The following is an 18,809-nucleotide window of genomic DNA, read 5'->3' as shown; positions in this document are numbered from 1 at the left end:
CGGCTCTCCCCGGCCCCCGCTCCTCACCCGCCCGAAGGACCGCCGAGGGGGAGCCGCCCCGGCCCCTCGCTCCTCACCTGCCGGAGGGGGCCGACGAGGGGGAGCCGCCCGGACCCCCGCTCCTCACCCGCCGGAAGGGCTGACGGCGGCCCGCACGGCGGGCGCCACCTCTTCCCCCAGCCTCCTGAGCGCCGCCTCGTCGTCCCCTCCCACGATGAAACCGCTGATGCCGTGCTCCGTGGCCAGCTCCGTGAGGAAGTCCGCGGTCGCCTGCTCCGGCTTCATGATGTTGAGGAAGCGGCGGATCTCGCGCGGGTCACGGCCCGCCTCCTCGGCCGCCTCGTCGATGCGGGCGTTCATCGCCGGGAGGGCGGCCGTGCCGCCCTTCAGGTAGTCGTACGAGGGCAGCCAGCCCGTGGCCGTACGGCCCGTGAGGGCGAGCATCCGGGGGCCGTACGCGCCGATCCAGACGCCGATGTCGTGGGCGGGGCGCGGGCCGCGCTTGGCGCCGTCGGCCGCGTAGTACGTACCCCTGTGGTGCACGCCGCCGCGCTCCTCGGTGTTCCACAGCGCGCGGATCAGGCCGATCGCCTCGGCGAGCGCGTCCACCGACTCCCCGGGCGGCAGCCCGCGACCGCCCATCGCCACGACGGCGTCGCGGAAGCCGCCCGCGCCGATGCCCAGCTCGAAACGGCCGCCGCTGAGCAGGTCGAGCGTCGCCGCGGTACGGGCGAGGACGGCGGGCGGGCGCAGCGGGAGATTTGTGACGTTCGCCGCGAGGCGCACCCGGGTGGTCCGGGCCGCGACGAAGGCGAGGAGGGCCTGCGTGTCGAGGAGCGCGGGCTGGTACGGGTGGTCCTGGAAGGTCACGAGGTCGAGGCCCGCGCGTTCGCTGGTCACCGCGAGTTCCACGACCTCGGCGGGCCGGGCCGAGGAGGGGGTGACGAAGGAGCCGAAGAGGAGGTCGTGCCCGTAATCGGTCATGCGCGCCACCCTGCCACGCGCACCCCCGCGAGGGGGCGGGCTTCGCCCCGGCCCCCGCCGCCCGGTTACCCTGATGGACGTGGCAGTCGTCGATGTATCCGAAGAGCTCAAGTCCCTCTCCTCCACCATGGAGTCGATCGAGGCCGTCCTCGACCTCGACAAAATGCGGGAGGACATCGCTTCCCTGGAGGAGCAGGCAGCGGCTCCGTCGCTGTGGGACGACCCCGATGCGGCGCAGAAGATCACCAGCAAGCTGAGCCACCTCCAGGCCGAGGTCCGCAAGGCCGAGGGCCTGCGCGGGCGCATCGACGACCTGGGTGTGCTCTTCGAGCTGGCCGCCGACGAGGGCGACGCGGACACGCAGGAGGAGGCGGAGCAGGAGCTGGCCGCCGTGCGCAAGGCGCTCGACGAGATGGAGGTACGCACCCTCCTCTCCGGCGAGTACGACTCCCGCGAGGCCGTCGTCACGATCCGCGCCGAGGCCGGTGGCGTCGACGCCTCCGACTTCGCCGAGCGCCTCCAGCGCATGTACCTGCGCTGGGCCGAGCGCCTCGGCTACAAGACGGAGCTGTACGAGACGTCCTACGCCGAAGAGGCGGGCATCAAGTCCACGACCTTCGCCGTGCACGTCCCCTACGCCTACGGCACCCTCTCCGTCGAGCAGGGCACCCACCGCCTGGTCCGCATCTCCCCCTTCGACAACCAGGGCCGCCGCCAGACCTCCTTCGCGGGGGTCGAGGTGCTGCCCGTGGTCGAGCAGACCGACCACATCGAGATCGACGAGTCCGAGCTGCGCGTCGACGTGTACCGGTCCTCGGGCCCCGGCGGCCAGGGCGTCAACACGACCGACTCGGCCGTGCGCCTGACCCACCTGCCCACCGGCATCGTCGTCTCCTGCCAGAACGAGCGCTCGCAGATCCAGAACAAGGCGAGCGCGATGAACGTCCTCCAGGCGAAGCTGCTCGAACGCCGCCGCCAGGAGGAGCAGGAGAAGATGAACGCCCTCAAGGGCGACGGCGGCAACTCCTGGGGCAACCAGATGCGCTCCTACGTCCTGCACCCCTACCAGATGGTCAAGGACCTCCGCACCGAGCACGAGGTCGGCAACCCCGAGGCCGTCTTCAACGGCGAGATCGACGGCTTCCTGGAAGCCGGCATCCGCTGGCGCAAGCAGCAGGAGCAGCAGAGCGCCTGAGCCGGGACGGGCGGCTGGCCCACCGGTGGCCTCTGTACGGGGCTGTGCGGCAACTTCCCTCTTTGTGAGGGGAGTTGCCGCATCTTTTTCTTACGGGAGTCTTCACAGGACCAAAGCGGTACGAAGGCGGGCGAGGCGCTCTTAAGGCGCTTGACGTGTCTGCGGCGGGCCGGGAGGGTGGCGGGTGGCATGCGCGTTTCTGGGGCGTGTGCGCACGGGGGCACGGTCCAGGAGGCCCCCCGTCCGCGCGACCCGTCGCGTCGTCCCATGTACGTACGTATCGCTACTGGGGGTAGTTAGCTCATGACGAACAGAATGCGGGTCCGCGTGGCGCGGGTCGCCGCGGGAGCCGCGATCGCGGCCGGGGCGTCCCTGTCCGCGGCGGGCGCCGCCCACGCCGTCGCCTTCAACGGCGACACCGGCCCGGCGGTCGAGGAGACCGACCCGAGCGACCCGGGCACGGACCCGAGCGACCCGGGTAAGGACCCGTCCGACCCGGGCACCGAGATCCCGTCCGGCGACCCGAGCGACCCGGGCACCGACCCGTCCGACCCCGGTACGGACCCGTCCGACCCGGGGACCGACCCGAGCGACCCCGGCACGGACCCGTCCGACCCGGGCACGGACCCGAGCGACCCGGGGACCGACCCGTCCGACCCCGGCACGGACCCGAGCGACCCCGGTACGGACCCCTCCGACCCGGGCACGGACCCCAGCGACCCGTCCGGCCCGAGCACCGGGCCCTCCGACCCCGGCACACAGCCGAGCGACCCGGGCACCCAGCCCTCCGGTGCGGCGTCCTCGCCCGCCGCCGGCGGCGGCAACGGGTCGACCGGCGCCGGGCCCGACAGCCTCGGGCAGCAGCCCGTGGAGCAGGGGGCGCCGAAGGACGAGCTGGCCGAGACCGGTGCGGCCGACACGACCTTCCTGGTCCTCGGCGCGGCGACCATGATCGCGGGCGGTATCGGCTTCCGCTTCCTGCCCCGCCTCACGGGCCGCGGCGGCGACGCGGCCTGACGACGGACAGCGGGGGCCGGGTGCGCACGCACCCGGCCCCCGCTTTTTCCTCACGGAATCTCCACGCGGTTCAGGCGAAGCGCCCGGCGAGCACCACCACCGCCGCGACGCACGCCACCAGCAGGGCGAGCAGCACCGGGGGGCTGAGCTGGGAGAAGGGGGACTGCCCCTGCGTCTCCTTGAGGCGCTCGCGGCTCGCGCGGCAGACCGGGCAGCGTCCCTCGCTCACCGGAGCGGCGCAGTTCGCGCACACCAGTCGGTCGTAGGTCATGCGCTTCATCCTTCCGGCCGGGCCGTACCTCTCCACTGTGCCAGGTCCCGGCCGCCGCGGCGCGGGCGCGTGCCCGCGCGCGGGCAGCCGCGCCCCTCGGGCCCGTACCTCCGCCCGCTTTGCCCGGGGTCGTGCCCGGAACGGAGGATCGTCCGCGCACGACCCCGGGACGGTGTCTGCGCGGTGCCCCCGGGGTCGCGTATGGTCACGCTCACCTACCCCCGGCGATCCGTGGTGTTTTCGTGATCCGATTCGACAACGTCTCCAAGACCTACCCCAAACAGAGCCGCCCCGCACTCAGGGATGTCTCCCTCGAAGTCGAGCGCGGCGAGTTCGTCTTCCTCGTGGGGTCCTCGGGCTCGGGGAAGTCGACCTTCCTGCGGCTGATCCTGCGCGAGGAGCGCGCGAGCCACGGACAGGTCCACGTCCTCGGCAAGGATCTCTCCCGCCTGTCGAACTGGAAGGTGCCGCAGATGCGCCGCCAGCTCGGCAACGTCTTCCAGGACTTCCGCCTGCTGCCGAACAAGACGGTCGCGCAGAACGTCGCCTTCGCGCAGGAGGTCATCGGCAAGTCGAAGGGCGACATCCGCAAGTCGGTACCGCAGGTGCTCGACCTCGTCGGGCTCGGCGGCAAGGAGGACCGGATGCCGGGCGAGCTGTCCGGTGGTGAGCAGCAGCGCGTCGCGATCGCCCGCGCCTTCGTGAACCGGCCCAAGCTCCTCATCGCCGACGAGCCCACAGGGAACCTGGACCCCCAGACCTCGGTCGGCATCATGAAGCTGCTCGACCGGATCAACCGGACCGGCACCACCGTCGTCATGGCCACGCACGACCAGCAGATCGTCGACCAGATGCGCAAGCGCGTCATCGAACTGGAGAAGGGCCGCCTCGTCCGCGACCAGTCCCGCGGCGTCTACGGCTACCAGCACTGACACCCGGCGTCCGCGGGCCGGCCGTCCCGCGGGCGCCTTGAGTTCTGAAAGGACGCCATGCGCGCCCAGTTCGTCCTGTCGGAGATCGGGGTCGGTCTCCGGCGCAATCTCACGATGACCTTCGCGGTGGTCGTCTCGGTCGCCCTCTCCCTCGCCCTCTTCGGCGCCTCGCTCCTCATGAGCGACCAGGTCGACTCGATGAAGGGCTACTGGTACGACAAGGTCAACGTGACCGTCTACCTGTGCGGCAAGAACGACGTCGGCGAGAGCCCGTCGTGCGCCAAGGGGGCCGTGACCCCCGAGCAGCGCCAGCAGATCGAGACCGACCTCAAGAAGATGCCCGCCGTCCAGACGGTCACGCACGAGACGGCCGACCAGGCGTACAAGCTGTACCAGAAGGAATTCAGCCGCTCGCCGATCGCCTCGCAGCTCACCCCGGACCTCATGCCGGAGTCCTTCCGCGTCAAGCTCAAGGACCCGAAGGACTACGACGTCATCGCGACGGCCTTCAAGGGCCGCGCGGGCGTGCAGTCGGTCCAGGACCAGAAGAGCATCCTCGACAACCTCTTCGGCCTGCTCGACGGCATGAACTGGGCGGCACGCGCGCTCATGGCACTCATGCTCGTCGTCGCGCTCATGCTGATCGTGAACACCGTCCGCGTCTCGGCGTTCAGCCGCCGCCGCGAGACCGGGATCATGCGGCTCGTCGGCGCCTCGGGCTTCTACATCCAGGCGCCGTTCATCATGGAGGCGGCGGTCGCCGGGCTCATCGGCGGCATCGTGGCCTGCGGGATGCTCGTGGGCGGCCGGTTCTTCATCATCGACGGCGGCCTCGACCTCTCCTCGAAGCTCAACCTCATCGAGTTCATCGGCTGGGGCCCGGTCATCGAGAAGCTGCCGCTCGTGCTCGCGACGAGCATCGTGATGCCCGCGCTCGCCGCGTTCTTCGCGCTGCGCAAGTACTTGAAGGTCTGAGCGGTCCTGAAGGGCTGAGCGGGCCACCGGCCCGCGGGAGTCCGGGCGCCGTACGGTCAAGGGCCGTGCGGCGCCCGTCGCGTACCCGGCGGCGCCCGCCCGTAAGCGGCACGAAGGCGCGGCGACGTGGCGGCGTGGCGGCGTGGCGGCCTGGCGGCGTTCAAGTGCTCCGTCCGGAGCGGCCCGTGCGCCACTAGACTCCCCGCCATGCCCGAGAGCCCCCGCGTGCCGAGACCCCGTGCCGGGCAGGGTTTCCCGCTCGCCGCGCCGCTGCTCCTCGCCGCCGTGCTCGCGGCCGGGCTGCGCGGGGGGTGGCTCCCGTCGTACGAGGCGCAGCAGACCCGTGCCCCCGAGGGCGCCTCCGCCGTCTCCGGTGCCCGCCTCGACGGCGCGGTGCGCTCCGCGCTCGCGCGGGGGCGGTCGGGGACCGAGGCCGCGCGAGCGCTCGTCAGCCGCTCCGGGCACCGCTGGGACGCGGTCTACGGGCCCTCGGCGTACGCGGCGTGGAGCGAGGGACTCACGGGCGCGTACGCGGGCGTGGGCCTCGCGCTCGCCCACGACGCGGACGGCGTGCTGCGGGTCTCGCGCGTGCGCCCCGGAGCGCCCGCGGCCCGTGCCGGGGTGCGCACGGGGGAGCGGCTGCTCTCGGTGGGCGGCAGGGAGGTCGCGGGACTGCCCGTGACGCGCACGGTGGGGCTGCTCCGGGGCGGGCCGGGCACGCGGGTCGCCGTGCGGCTCGTACGGGACGACGGGACGGAGCGGCGGCTCGTCCTCACGCGGGTGCGGCTCGGGGACGGGCCCGTCGTGTCCGTCGAGCGGTACGGGGACGGGGGCGCGCGGGTACTCGTGCGGGCGTTCACGCGGGGCGCGGGGGAGCGCGTGCGCGCGGCGGTGGCCGCGCTGCCGCCCCGTACCGCCGTCGTGCTCGACCTGCGCGGGAACCCCGGCGGGCTGCTGGACGAGGCCGCGCGGGCGGCGGGTGCCTTCCTCGACGGCGGAGTGGTCGCGACGTACGAGGACGGCGGCTCACGCCGTGTGCTCGGCGCGCCACGCGGCGCGGCGGGGACGGGGCCGCTCGTGGTGCTCGTGGACGGCGGCACGGCGAGCGCGGCCGAGGTGGTGACGGGGGCGCTCCAGGACCGGGGGCGCGCGGTGGTGGTCGGGGAGCCGACCTTCGGCAAGGGGACGGTGCAGGTCCCGCGCGCGCTGCCCGACGGGAGCGTGGCCGAGCTGACCGTGGGACGGTGGCGGACGCCCGCGGGGCGCGGCGTGGAGGGCGAGGGACTCGCACCGGACGTGAGCGCGGCCCCCGGGACGGCGGAGGCGCGGGCCCGCGAGGTATTGACTGGCCTGGGCACCCCCTCGTAGTGCGAAAATGGAGGGACCATGGCAAAGGAAAAAGGACGCAAGCTGATCGCGCAGAACAAGAAGGCGCGACACGACTACACGATCATCGACACCTACGAGGCCGGGATGGTGCTCACCGGTACCGAGGTGAAGTCGCTGCGGCAGGGGCGGGCCTCGCTCGTGGACGGCTTCGTGCAGATCGACGGCGGCGAGGCGTGGCTGCACAACGTGCACGTGCCCGAGTACTCGCAGGGCACGTGGACGAACCACTCCGCGCGGCGGCGGCGCAAGCTGCTGCTGCACGCCGAGGAGATCGCGAAGCTCGACGCGAAGTCGCAGGAGACGGGGCACACGATCATCCCGCTCGCCCTGTACTTCAAGGACGGGCGCGCGAAGTGCGAGATCGCGCTCGCGAAGGGCAAGCGCGAGTACGACAAGCGCCAGACGCTGCGCGAGAAGCAGGACACGCGCGAGGCGCACCGCGCGATGTCGGCAGCCCGGCGCAAGCAGCGGGCCGCCTGAGCGGGACGCGGCGGCGCCCGGCGCGGCGGCGTTCCCGCCGGTCGGGACGGGGTGCGCGCGGGCGGGAATGCGCTGGCACCCGGCGGCGTTGTTCCCGTAGGATGGCGCAAGCACCGTACGCGGTGCGTGCGGCCGGAGCCTCGCGGCGACGGCTTTGACAACACCACAAGGGGATGATCGGTTTCGACAGCGGCTGTCGAAACAGGGGAAGCGAGCCGAGGAAGCGGCAATGATCTCGTAAACCATATGTCGCAAAAAATAATCGCCAATACCAAGCGCGATTCCTCCGCCTTCGCCCTTGCTGCCTGATTAGCAGCTAGCGAAGACTCCGCGGAGTGTCAGCCCGGGGCTGTTCCCGACCCGGATCCTGGCATCAGCTAGGGGACTAAACCTCTCACCCCGGTCACGGGGGTAAGAGGGAAATCAAACAGTGACTGAGCCCGTCGGAGACTTGTCCGCGTGATCTCCGGGGCTGAGAAAATCGCAGCGGACTGCGCTCGGAGAAGCCCTCTTTCCGCACCGTTGGACGCGGGTTCGATTCCCGCCATCTCCACTCCCTTTGTGGCCTCCGGCCCGTGACGTACGCGTCACGGGCCGGAGGCTTTTTCGCGTCCGGGGCGGAGTGCCTGGTGAGGGGCGCGCGGCGGGGGGTCACGGGGCGGCGGCGTGCCCCCTCTCGTGCGACCCCTGCCTCTTTCTGTGCGCCCTATAAGTGTGATGAGCTTATTAATTAACTCCTTGGAGTGGCACGGGTATCCCGCGATGCCGTCCCTCCTGTTCAATGGCTCACGGCCGGATTCCCGTGCGCCCTTGCGTCGCGGAGATTCGCCCGAAAGTGGGGGTTGGGCGGCGCGGAAACGGAAAACATTTCCTCAATCCGCCGCGGAATCCATTTCCGTCATCATTTGATTTTCGTCACGGTTGCGCGCTGCCCTCGACGGGCCGGGCGCCGCTGATCGCTGGGGGGGTGCGCGATGCGCAGAGGGGAATCAGTCGTGGCCGGGCACGGCAGGGCGCTGCTGCGTTTCCTCGCCTATCCGGTGCTGCTCGTCGCCACCGTGCTCGTCGCGGGCCTCGCCCTCGCGCGGGACTGGGACCCGGAGCGGGTGAGCCCGTTCTTCCTCATGGGCGTCGTGCTGTACCTGACGGCGCTGGAGCGGCTCGTCCCCTACGAGCGCGACTGGCAGCCGACCGCCGCGGAGTGGCGCTGGTACGGCATCTGGTTCGTGCTCACGATGCTCGCGAGCGCCTTCGCGCAGTTCCTCGTCACGGGCCTCATGACGCTCGTCGCGACGGGCCACCCGGTGCTGCCGCTCTGGGCCGAACTGCCCCTCACGCTCCTCGCCGGCTCCCTCGCCGGCTACGTCACCCACCGGCTCGGCCACACCAACAAGCACCTGTGGAAGCTCCACGGCGTGCACCACGTCCCGGCGAAGGTCAACGTGGCGAACAACGGCGTCAACCACGTGCTCGACATCGTCTTCTCCCAGGGCTGCGTGCAACTCCTGCTCGCCGCCGTCGGGTTCTCCGCCCACTCCGTGCTCGCCTCCGGGCTCTTCGTCGCGGCGCAGGGCTACTTCATCCACGCCAACATCGACGTCCGGATCGGCCCGTTCAACCACGTCCTGGCCAGCCCCGAGCAGCACCGCCTGCACCACAGCACGCGGCTCGCCGAGGCCGGGCACTACGGCTCCGACCTCTCCGTGTGGGACCACCTCTTCGGCAGCTTCACCTGGCACCCGGGCCGCACGCCCGCCGCCGTGGGGCTCCACGACCCCGCCTCCTTCCCGCGGACCGGCGACGTCCTCGGCAGCCTCCTCCACCCCGTACGGCGCTCCCCACGCCCGCGGGAGGAGGAGGCCCCCGTCGCCCCCACGGACGGCCGCCAGGGCGCCTGAGCGAGACCCGCGTCCCGCCCGGTCCGTCCCCGTACCGACGTCCCGACTCCTTAACGCCCTCCACCCGTACCACCAGCAGACTTTGCCGCGCCCCGGACCGCTCCCGGAGGACGCGCGAACCCGAGGAGTGTGCCCACATGGCCGCCGCCCACAGCGAGTCCCCGGCCACGGGAGCCCCGCGCGCTGACGCCCCGCAGCCCGCGCACCACCACGCCACCGCTCAGGACCCGCCCGCCCCGCCCCCGTCCCCGCGCGCACCGGTCGCGGAGGGCGAGAAGGTCGCGATCATCGGGATCGGCTGCCGGCTCCCCGGCGGCGCGGGCGACCACCGTGCCTACTGGCGCAACCTGGTCACCGGCAAGGACTGCGTGACACCCACGCCCGCCGACCGCTACGACACCACGACGCTCGGCAGCCGCCACCGCGACAAGCCGGGCCGCCTCACCGGCGGACGCGGCGGCTACATCGACGGCTTCGACCGCTTCGAGCCCGCCTTCTTCGGGATCAGCGGGCGCGAGGCCGACCACATGGACCCGCAGCAGCGCAAGCTCCTGGAGGTCGCCTGGGAGGCCCTGGAGGACGGCGGGCAGCGCCCGCGGACCCTCGTCGGCTCCAACACGGCTGTCTACGTCGGGGCGTTCACGCTCGACTACAAGATCCTCCAGTTCGCCGACCTCGGCTTCGAGACGCTCGCCGCGCACACCGCGACGGGCACGATGATGACGATGGTCTCGAACCGCATCTCGCACGTCTTCGACTTCCGCGGCCCGAGCCTCACCGTCGACACGGCGTGCAGCTCCTCGCTCGTCACCGTGCACCTCGCCCGCCAGGCGCTCCTGCGCGGCGAGACCGATCTCGCCCTCGCGGGCGGTGTGCTGCTGCACATGACGCCGCAGTACACGATCGCCGAGACGAAGGGCGGTTTCCTCTCGCGCAGCGGGAGTTCGCGCGCCTTCGACGCGAGCGCCGAGGGGTACGTACGGGCCGAGGGCGTCGGGCTCGTCGCGCTCAAGCGGCTCTCGGACGCGCTGCGCGACGGCGACCCGATCCACGCCGTGCTCACGGGCAGCGGCGTCAACCAGGACGGCCGCACCCCCGGCATCACCGTGCCGAGCGGCGAGGCGCAGACCCGCCTCGTGCGGGAGGTGTGCGCGGACGCCGGGATCTCGCCCGGACAGCTCCAGTACGTCGAGGCGCACGGCACGTCGACGCCCGTCGGCGACCCGATCGAGGCGAACGCGCTGGCGCGCGTGCTCGCCGAGGGCCGCGAGCCCGGCGCCGCCTGCTACGTCGGCTCCGTCAAGACCAACATCGGGCACACCGAGTCGGCCGCCGGGATCGCCGGGCTCATCAAGACCGCGCTCGCCGTCGAGCACAAGGTCATCCCGCCCCACCTGCACCTCGACACGCTCAACTCCGCGATCGACGCCGACAGCCTCCCCTACGAGATCCCCGCCGTCGCCACACCGTGGCCCGCGCACGAGGGACCGGCGCGGGCGGGCGTGAACTCCTTCGGCTTCGGCGGGACGAACGCGCACCTGATCATCGAGGAGGCCCCGGCACGGTCCGGCGCCGGGCCCGCCGCCCTCGCCCGCCCCTGGACCGTACTGCCGCTCAGCACCCGGCACCCCGAGGCGCTCGCGCGCAAGGCGGCGCAGGTACGGGACGAGCTGGACGGGGACGTGGCGCTCGCCGACCTCGGGCACACCCTCGCGCACCGCAGGCAGCACCTGGAGACGCGGCTCGCGGTCGTCCACTCGTCCCGCGAGTCGCTGCGCGAGGCCCTCGACGCCCACGCCGCGGGGAACCCGCACCCGCGCGTCGTCGAGAACCGGCGCCTGGAGCCCGAGGACCGGCGGCTCGTGTGGGTGTACACCGGGATGGGCCCGCAGTGGTGGGGCATGGGACAGGGGCTCCTCGCGAGCGAACCCGTCTTCCGGGCGGCCGTCGAGGAGTGCGACCGGGAGATCCGCGACCTCGCGGGCTGGTCGCTCCTGGAGGAGATGGGCAGAGACGCCGCGTCCTCGCGGATGGCGGAGACGTGGCTCGCGCAGCCCGCCAACTTCGCTGTTCAGTACGGTCTTTCGCGGCTCTGGCGCTCGTACGGGGTGCGGCCCGAGGCGATCGTCGGGCACAGCACGGGCGAGATCGCCGCCTTCCACGAGGCCGGGGTCTACACGCTGCGCGAGGCGTGTGCGATCGCCGTGCACCGCAGCCGCCTCCAGCACAAGCTCGCCGGAACCGGCGGGATGCTCGCGGTCGGGCTCCCCGAGGAGGAGGCGGAGCGCGAACTGCGCGCGTACCGGGGGCGCGTGGCCGTCGCGGCCGTGAACAGCCCCGGCGCGGTGACCCTCGCGGGCGACACCGACGCGCTGGAGGAACTGGCCGCGCGGCTCACCGGGGAGCAGATCTTCGCCAAGGCGCTGACCGTCGAAGTCCCCTACCACTCGCACAAGATGGACGCGATCAAGGACGAACTCCTCGACTCGCTCGCCTTCCTCGACCCGCAGCCGCCCCAGGTCCCCCTGGAACTCACCGGGATGGAGTCGAACGCGGACGGGGTGCGCCTCGACGCCGCCTACTGGTGGCGCAATGTGCGCGAGCGCGTCCACTTCCGCTCCGCCGTCGACCGGCTCGCCCGCGACGGGCACCGGCTCTTCCTGGAGATCGGCCCGCACCCCGCGCTCGCCCACTCCCTGCGCGAGTGCGCCGAGGCCACCGGGCACGAGGCCGTCACCGTGCCCTCGATCCGCCGCGCCGAGGACGAGCCGGAACGCTTCGCCGTCTCGCTCGCGACCCTGCACACGCTCGGCCGCGCCATCGACTGGGACACCCTCCAGCCCACCGGGACGACGGTCCCGCTGCCCGCCTACCCGTGGCGCGAGGAGCGGCACTGGGTCGAGCCCGCGAACGTCGCCCGCGTACGCCTCGGCCACCTCGACCACCCGCTCCTCGGCCGCCGCAGTGCTCATGCCGCGCCCACGTGGGAGTCCGCGCTCGACACCGAGCGGCTCCCGTACCTCGCCGACCACCAGATCCAGGGCACGGCCGTCTTCCCGGCCGCCGGGTACGTCGAGATGGCCGCGCAGGCCGTACGCGCCCTGACGGGCGCGCCGCGCGTGCGCCTCGCCGGGATCGACCTGCGCAAGGCGCTCTTCCTCGCCGAGGACGCCACGAGCACCGTCCAGCTCAGCGTCGACCCCGAGACGGCCGCGTTCACGATCGCGACCCCCGGGGACGCGGACACCGAGCCCGTCGTGCACGCGGCCGGGGTCCTGCGCTCCGGGCAGCCCGCTTCGCTGGGCCCCGTGCTCGACGTGGCCGGGGTCCGGGCCCGCGCGGACCGCCGGCTCGACGCGGAGACGTGCTACGCGGGGCTCGCGGCGCTCGGCTACCACTACGGGCCCGCCTTCCAGGCCATCGAGGAGGTGTGGACGGGCGAGGGCGAAGTGCTCGCGAAGGTACGCCCGCCCGCCGGGCTCCTCGGCCCGGACGCGGCCGACCACCACCTGCACCCCGTGCTGCTCGACGCCTGCTTCCAAGCGCTCCTCACGCGGCAGATCTCCGACGGCCCGGAGCCGGCCGCCGCCTCCGGGGTACGGCTCCCGCTCTCGCTCGGCGAACTCGATCTCGCCGCGAGCGGCGACCGCGCGCTGTGGGCGCACGGCACGGTGACGCGGGACGACGGCCGGGAACTCCTCGCCGACCTCGCGCTGTACGACGCCGAGGACGGCACCGCGCTCGGACGCGTGACCGGCTTCCGCGCCGCCGACATCGACCAGGTCTCCACGAGCGTGTCCCGGGCGACCGTGGACTCGTGGCTCGCGGTGCCGGAATGGGTGCCGGTCCCGGCACTCGACGCGACGCCGGAACCCGGTGCCGAGGCCCCGCGTGACTGGCTCGTGCTCGCCGACACCACCGGCGTCGCCGACGCCTTCGCCGCGCTCGTACGGGAACGGGGCGACCGCTGCCGCCTCGTACGGGCCGGGACGCGGTACGCGCGGGACGAGGCCGGGGACGTGACGCTCGCCCCCGAGGACCCCGTGCACCTCGACCGGCTCTTCGCCGAACTCGACGGCGAGGGCGCGCCGTTCCGCGGCGAGGTCGTCCACCTGTGGAACCTCGGGCATCCCGCGCTGGCCGGTGTTCCGGCCGCACAGGTGGGGGCGGCCACCGCACGCGGCGCGTGGACGCTCGTCGCCCTCGCCCGCGTGCTGCGCGCCCGCCGCGACACGTGCCGCCTGCACGTCGTGACGCGCGGGGCCCAGCCCGTCGCCGCCGGGGACGCCGTGGAACCGCTCGGGGCGCCCGCCTGGGGCGTCACGCGCGTCCTGCGCCACCAGGAACTCGCGGGACACCGGGGCAAGCTCGTCGACCTCGACCCCGCGCGGGCCACCGCGTCCGACGAGGCGGCGACGCTGCTCGCCGAATTCCTCGCCGACGACGAGGAGGAGATCGGCCTGCGCGGCGCCACGCGCGCCACGCTGCGGCTCAGGCCCGCCGAGGACCGCCTCACCGGGCCGCTCCCGCCCCGCCTGCGCCCGGACGGCACGTACCTCGTGACCGGGGCCTTCGGCGCGCTCGGCCGGCTCCTGTGCCGCACCCTCGTACGGCGCGGCGCGCGGCGCCTCGTCCTCCTCGGCCGGACCCCGCTGCCGCCACGCGCCGCGTGGCGCGCGACCGACCCCGACAGCCGCGCCGGGCAGGCGATCGCGCTGGTCAGGGACATCGAGGCGCTCGGCGCGAACGTCGTGCTCGCCCCCGTCGATCTCACCGACGAGGCCGCCTTCACGGGCTGGCTCGCCACGTACCGCGCGGGCGACCCGCCCCCGCTGCGCGGCGTCTTCCACCTCGCCGGGCAGGTCCGGGACACGCTCCTCGCCGACATCGACCGCGAAGCCTTCGACACCGTCCACGCCCCGAAGACCGCCGGGGCCCACCTGCTCGACAAGCACCTGCGGGACGAACCGCTGGAGCACTTCGTCCTCTTCGCCTCCGTCGCCTCGCTCCTCACGACCGCGGGACAGACCAACTACGCGGCGGGCAACGCCTTCCTCGACGCCCTCGCGCACCGCCGCCGCGCGGCCGGACTGCCCGCGCTCGCGCTCGACTGGGGCCCCTGGGCGACCGGGATGATCGAGGAACTGGGTCTCGAAGCGCACTACCTGCACAGCCGCGGCATGAGTTCGCTGAGCCCCGACGCGGGCATGAGCGTCCTCGAACGCGTCCTCGGCCAGGACCTCGCCCAGCTCGTCGTCGCGACCGTCGTCGACTGGCGCACCTTCCTCGCGTGGTACGACACCCCGCCCGCCCTCGTCCAGGACCTCGCCGCGTCCGCGGGCGACCAGGCCGCCGACGACGAGGGCGACCTCCTCGCGGCCTTCCGCGCCGCCGGGCCCGAGGAGCGCCGCGCCCTCGTCACGGAGCGCTTCACGCGCCTGGTCGCCGCCGTGCTCCGTGCCGCGCCCGAGGAGATCGACCCGGCGGGCGGCCTCGGCGCACTCGGCCTCGACTCGCTCCTCGCGATGGAGCTGCGGGCCCGCTCGCAGGCCGAACTGGGCGTCGCGCCGCCCGTCGTCGCGCTGCTCAGCAACACCCCCGTCGCCGAGCTGGCCGCGCGCCTGCACGAGGAGCTGACCGAACGCCTCGCGCGGGACGAGATTTCCGGCGCCCAGGTCTCCGTCGAACTCTGGGACGACGACGGGGACTTCCCGCTCACGCAGAACCAGAAGGCGCTCTGGTTCCTCAAGCAGCTCAACCCCGACGGCCACGCCTACAACATCGGCGGCGCCGTCGAGGTGCGGGCCGTGCTCGACCCCGAGCTGATGTTCGCGGCCGTTCGTCGGCTCGTCGCCCGCCACCCCGCGCTGCGCACCGGCTTCCATCTGCGCGAGGGCCGCCCCGTGCAGCGCATCGGCGACGGCCGCGAGCCCGACCTCGGCTGGTTCGACGTCGAGGGCCAGGAGTGGGAGGAGATCAAGGAGCGGATCATCCACGAGTACCGCGCGCGGTACGACCTGGAGCACGACGCGCTCTTCCGCTTCCGGCTCTTCCGGCGCGGCCCCGACCGCTGGGTCATCATGAAGGCCGTCCACCACATCGTCTCGGACGCGGTGTCGACGTTCACCTTCATCGAGGAACTGCTGGAGGTCTACGAGGCCCTGAAGGAGGGCCGCGAACCGGCGCTCGCGCCCGTCCCGGCCCGGTACGTCGACTTCCTCAACCAGCAGAACAAGTTCCTCGCCTCGCCCGAGGCCGCGCGCATGCGCGACTACTGGCGCGACCACCTCCCCGCGGAGGTCCCGCTCCTGGACCTGCCCACCGACCGCCCCCGCCCGGCCGTGCAGACGCACAACGGCGCCTCGGAGTTCTTCGTGCTCGACGAGGCGCTCAGCGCCCGCGTGCACACGCTCGCGCAGCGGCACGGCGTCACCCCGTTCATGGTGCTCCTCGCCACGTACTACGTGCTCCTGCACCGCTGGTCCGGGCAGGACGACCTCGTCGTGGGCAGCCCCGTGACGGGCCGCACGCGGCAGGAGTTCTCCTCCGTGTACGGGTACTTCGTCAACCCGCTGCCGCTGCACGCGGACCTCTCCGGGGACCCGGGCGTCGAGGCGCTGCTCACGCAGGTGCGCGACACGGTGCTCGGCGGGCTCGACCACCAGGAGTACCCCTTCGTGCTCCTCGTCGACGAACTCGGCCTCCAGCACGACTCCAGCCGCTCCGCCGTCTTCCAGGCGATGTTCATCCTGCTCACGCACAAGGTCGCCACGGAGCAGTACGGCTACCGCCTGGAGTACATCGAACTGCCCGAAGAGGAGGGCCAGTTCGACCTGACACTGAGCGTGTACGAGGAGGAGTCGGAGGGACGCTTCCACTGCGTCCTGAAGTACAACACCGACCTCTTCGACCCCGCGACCGTCCGCCGCATGGCCGCGCACTACACGCGACTGCTCGACAGCCTCACGCACGCGGCGCCCGACGAGCCCGTCTCGGCGCTCGACATGCTCGCCGCGCACGAACGCGAGGAGCTGGTACGGGAGACGAGCGGGGCCGGGCGCCGGGCGCTCGCCGCGGACGCCGTCCCGGTGCACCGGCTCTTCGAGCGGGCGGCGCGCGAGAACACCTCGGCGGTCGCGGTACGGGTGCCGGGCGGAGCCTCCGTGACGTACGGGGAACTCTCCACCGTGTCGGCGGACCTGGCCTCGCGGCTCCGCGCCCTCGGTATCGGCGGCGGCTCCGTGGTCGGGGTCGCGCTGCCCAAGTCGCCCGAGCTGGTGGCCCACCTCCTCGCGGTACTGCGGGCCGGGGGCGCCTACCTGCCGCTCGACCCGGCGCTCCCCGCCGAACGCCTCGCGAAGGTGCTCGCGGGCGCGGGGGCCTCGCTGGTGATCACCGGGGACGGGGTGCCGACCCCGGAAGGCTCTCCCTGCCGACGGCTGTCGGTCACCGAACTGGCCGCCTCCGCACCGCACGGGGGCGGCGAGCCTGCCGACGACCTCGACGCGCCCGCCTACGTCATCCACACCTCCGGCTCCACCGGCGAACCGAAGGCCGTCCGCGTCGCCCACCGCAACCTGGCCGCCGCCTACGCCTCCTGGCACCGCGAGTACCGCCTCGGCGACGAGGTGCGCGTCCATCTCCAGAGCGCGCAGCCGTCGTTCGACGTCTTCACGGGCGACCTCGTGCGCGCCCTGTGCTCCGGCGGGACGCTCGTCCTCGCCGGGCGCGACCTGCTGCTCGACACCGCGCGCCTGTACGAGGTCCTGCGCGAGGAGCGCGTGGACTGCGCCGAGTTCGTGCCCGCCCTCGTGCGCGGCCTCATGGACCACTGCGCCCGCGAAGGCGCCGGGCTCGGCTTCCTGCGGCTCCTCGTCGTCGGCTCCGACACGTGGAAGGTCGCCGAGTACGAGCGGCTGAGGGAGCTGGCGGGACCCGGCACGCGCGTCCTGAACTCGTACGGCGTCACCGAGGCCACGATCGACAGTGCCTTCTTCGAGGGCCCGGCCGACGGGCTCGACCCCGGGCTCGCCGTCCCCGTCGGCCGCCCGCTCCCGCACGCTACGCTCCACGTCCTCGACCCGCACGGCAACCCGCTGCCCGCCGGGATCACCGGGGAACTGTGGATCGGCGGCGAGGGCGTCGCGCTCGGGTACGCGGGCCGGCCCGAGCTGACCGCCGATCGGTTCACGGAGCGCGCGCTGCTCCCGGACACCCCCGCCGAACGGCTCTACCGCACCGGCGACCTGGCCCGGTGGGACACCGCCGGGCGGCTCCACCTCCTCGGCCGCGCCGACAGCCAGGTCAAGCTGCGCGGGCACCGCGTCGAGACGGGCGAGATCGAGGCCCACCTCGCCGCGCGGCACGGCATCGCGCGCGCCGTCGTCGCGGTCCGCCCGGGGGCGGGCGGCGAGGACGCGCTGTGCGCCTGGTACGTGCCCGAGCCGGGTGCCGAGGTGAGCCGCGCCGCGCTGCGCCGCGCGCTCGCGGACGCGCTGCCCTCGTACCTCGTCCCCGCACACCTCACCGAGGTCGGCGCGCTGCCCCTCACCGCGCACGGCAAGGTCGACGTCCGTGCGCTGCCCGCCCCGCGCGCGGAGGACGCGCAGGCCGCGTACGAGCCGCCCGTGACCCTCTACGAGGTGAGCATGGCGAAGCACTGGGAGGCGCTGCTCGGGCTCGAACGAGCCGGTCTCGCCGACGACTTCTTCGCCTCGGGCGGCAGCTCCATCAAGCTCATCGAGCTGCTGCACCACCTGCGCACCGAGTTCGGCGTGGGCGTCCCGGTCAGCCGTCTCTACCAGGTCACGACGCTGCACGGGATGGCCGCCGCCGTCGAGGAACGCGTCACCGGGACGACGGCCGACGAGGTCCCGCACCTCACCTTCAACCCCGAGGCGGAGCGCCCGCTGTTCTGCTTCCCGCCCGCCGGGGGCCACGGGCTCGTGTACCGGGGGCTCGCGACCTCGCTGCCCTCCCACCGGCTCATCGCCTTCAACTACCTCCCGGGCGACGACAAGGTGAGCAGGTACGCGGACCTCGTCGCGGCCACCGTGCCCGAGGGGCCCGTCCCGCTGCTCGGGTACTCGCTCGGCGGCAACCTCGCCTTCGAGGTGGCACGCGAACTGGAGGCGCGCGGACGGGAGGTCGCCCACGTCGTGGTGCTCGACTCGCGGCGCACCCTGGAGGCGTACGAGCCGGGCCCCGAGGTCCTGAAGGCGTTCGAGGCCGAACTCGGGCACCACCTCCAGCAGCACACCGGCTCGGAGATCGTCACGGCGACGGTCATGGAGCACGCCGCCGAGTACCTGCGGTTCTGCGGGCGCACACCGAACACGGGGACGCTCGCTACGCCCGTCAGCGTCCTCACGGACGAGGACAAGGCGGACCTGTACGAGGAAGGGGTGCCCGGCTCCTGGCACGGGTCCTCGGCGGCCGGGCACCGCGCCCTGTGCGGCTTCGGGACGCACGCCGAGATGCTCGACGCGGAGCACCTGCCGCGCAACGCGGAGCTGGTGCGGCGCCTGCTCGACGGGGAGGCGGGGGCGTGAGCGCGGCCGAGACGGCGGCGGAGGCGGCGGTGCGGGCGGAGGAGGCCGTGCGGTCGGAGAGGGCGGAGGGGTCGGAGGCGTCCGCGCGCTCGGAGACGGCCGCGCGCTCGGAGGCGG

General features: G+C 73.3%; 10 protein-coding genes and 1 other RNA gene. 9 read left to right on the top strand and 2 right to left on the bottom strand.

The features are described 5' to 3' along the window. Nucleotides 1-123: 123 nt before the first annotated feature. Nucleotides 124-984, bottom strand: coding sequence for an LLM class flavin-dependent oxidoreductase (locus STTU_RS11530; protein WP_043254891.1), 861 nt, complete (start codon nucleotides 982-984; stop codon nucleotides 124-126). Between the two features lie 79 nt (nucleotides 985-1,063). On the opposite strand from STTU_RS11530, the gene prfB reads away from it, so the two are divergent. Both prfB and STTU_RS11520 read left to right on the top strand, forming a co-directional pair. Beyond that, a complete protein-coding gene (gene prfB / locus STTU_RS11525) occupies nucleotides 1,064-2,179 on the top strand; it encodes a peptide chain release factor 2 (RefSeq protein ID WP_009068275.1) in 1,116 nt (371 codons plus the stop codon). 303 nt (nucleotides 2,180-2,482) lie between these two features. Then, nucleotides 2,483-3,196 carry an LPXTG cell wall anchor domain-containing protein gene (locus STTU_RS11520; protein ID WP_043254889.1) on the top strand — a complete coding sequence of 238 codons (714 nt, stop codon included), beginning with the start codon at nucleotides 2,483-2,485 and terminating at the stop codon, nucleotides 3,194-3,196. A gap of 70 nt (nucleotides 3,197-3,266) precedes the next feature. Here the strand turns inward: STTU_RS11520 and STTU_RS11515 are convergent, their stop codons facing one another. Beyond that, a complete protein-coding gene (locus tag STTU_RS11515) occupies nucleotides 3,267-3,467 on the bottom strand; it encodes a hypothetical protein (protein ID WP_043254887.1) in 201 nt (66 codons plus the stop codon). A gap of 242 nt (nucleotides 3,468-3,709) precedes the next feature. On the opposite strand from STTU_RS11515, the gene ftsE reads away from it, so the two are divergent. From ftsE to STTU_RS11485, 7 genes are all read left to right on the top strand, one after another. After that, nucleotides 3,710-4,399, top strand: coding sequence for a cell division ATP-binding protein FtsE (gene ftsE, locus STTU_RS11510; RefSeq protein WP_007822907.1), 690 nt, complete (start codon nucleotides 3,710-3,712; stop codon nucleotides 4,397-4,399). 57 nt (nucleotides 4,400-4,456) lie between these two features. Next, nucleotides 4,457-5,374, top strand: coding sequence for a permease-like cell division protein FtsX (ftsX, locus tag STTU_RS11505; protein WP_007822906.1), 918 nt, complete (start codon nucleotides 4,457-4,459; stop codon nucleotides 5,372-5,374). 207 nt (nucleotides 5,375-5,581) lie between these two features. Next, complete coding sequence (locus STTU_RS11500) at nucleotides 5,582-6,742, top strand: S41 family peptidase (RefSeq protein WP_043254884.1); 1,161 nt, start codon at nucleotides 5,582-5,584, stop codon at nucleotides 6,740-6,742. Nucleotides 6,743-6,760: 18 nt separating this feature from the next. Continuing rightward, complete coding sequence (smpB, locus tag STTU_RS11495) at nucleotides 6,761-7,243, top strand: SsrA-binding protein SmpB (RefSeq protein WP_007822904.1); 483 nt, start codon at nucleotides 6,761-6,763, stop codon at nucleotides 7,241-7,243. Nucleotides 7,244-7,412: 169 nt separating this feature from the next. After that, nucleotides 7,413-7,799, top strand: a transfer-messenger RNA (tmRNA) gene (gene ssrA / locus STTU_RS32435). A gap of 418 nt (nucleotides 7,800-8,217) precedes the next feature. Next, nucleotides 8,218-9,141, top strand: coding sequence for a sterol desaturase family protein (locus STTU_RS11490; RefSeq protein WP_007822903.1), 924 nt, complete (start codon nucleotides 8,218-8,220; stop codon nucleotides 9,139-9,141). A gap of 137 nt (nucleotides 9,142-9,278) precedes the next feature. After that, a complete protein-coding gene (locus tag STTU_RS11485) occupies nucleotides 9,279-18,692 on the top strand; it encodes a non-ribosomal peptide synthetase/type I polyketide synthase (RefSeq protein ID WP_007822902.1) in 9,414 nt (3,137 codons plus the stop codon). Nucleotides 18,693-18,809: the final 117 nt, after the last annotated feature.

The organism is Streptomyces sp. Tu6071 (assembly GCF_000213055.1).
Lineage (GTDB): Bacteria > Actinomycetota > Actinomycetes > Streptomycetales > Streptomycetaceae > Streptomyces > Streptomyces evansiae.
The sequence above is the reverse complement of the archived record's forward strand: the minus strand, read 5'-3'. Positions and strand labels throughout refer to the sequence as shown.

Coding starts and splice junctions, on each gene's coding strand:
- STTU_RS11530 (WP_043254891.1), bottom strand. CDS start 984: ATGACCGATTACGGGCACGACCTCCTCTTCGGCTCCTTCGTCACCCCC.
- STTU_RS11520 (WP_043254889.1), top strand. CDS start 2,483: ATGACGAACAGAATGCGGGTCCGCGTGGCGCGGGTCGCCGCGGGAGCC.
- STTU_RS11515 (WP_043254887.1), bottom strand. CDS start 3,467: ATGACCTACGACCGACTGGTGTGCGCGAACTGCGCCGCTCCGGTGAGC.
- ftsX (WP_007822906.1), top strand. CDS start 4,457: ATGCGCGCCCAGTTCGTCCTGTCGGAGATCGGGGTCGGTCTCCGGCGC.
- STTU_RS11500 (WP_043254884.1), top strand. CDS start 5,582: ATGCCCGAGAGCCCCCGCGTGCCGAGACCCCGTGCCGGGCAGGGTTTC.
- smpB (WP_007822904.1), top strand. CDS start 6,761: ATGGCAAAGGAAAAAGGACGCAAGCTGATCGCGCAGAACAAGAAGGCG.
- STTU_RS11490 (WP_007822903.1), top strand. CDS start 8,218: ATGCGCAGAGGGGAATCAGTCGTGGCCGGGCACGGCAGGGCGCTGCTG.
- STTU_RS11485 (WP_007822902.1), top strand. CDS start 9,279: ATGGCCGCCGCCCACAGCGAGTCCCCGGCCACGGGAGCCCCGCGCGCT.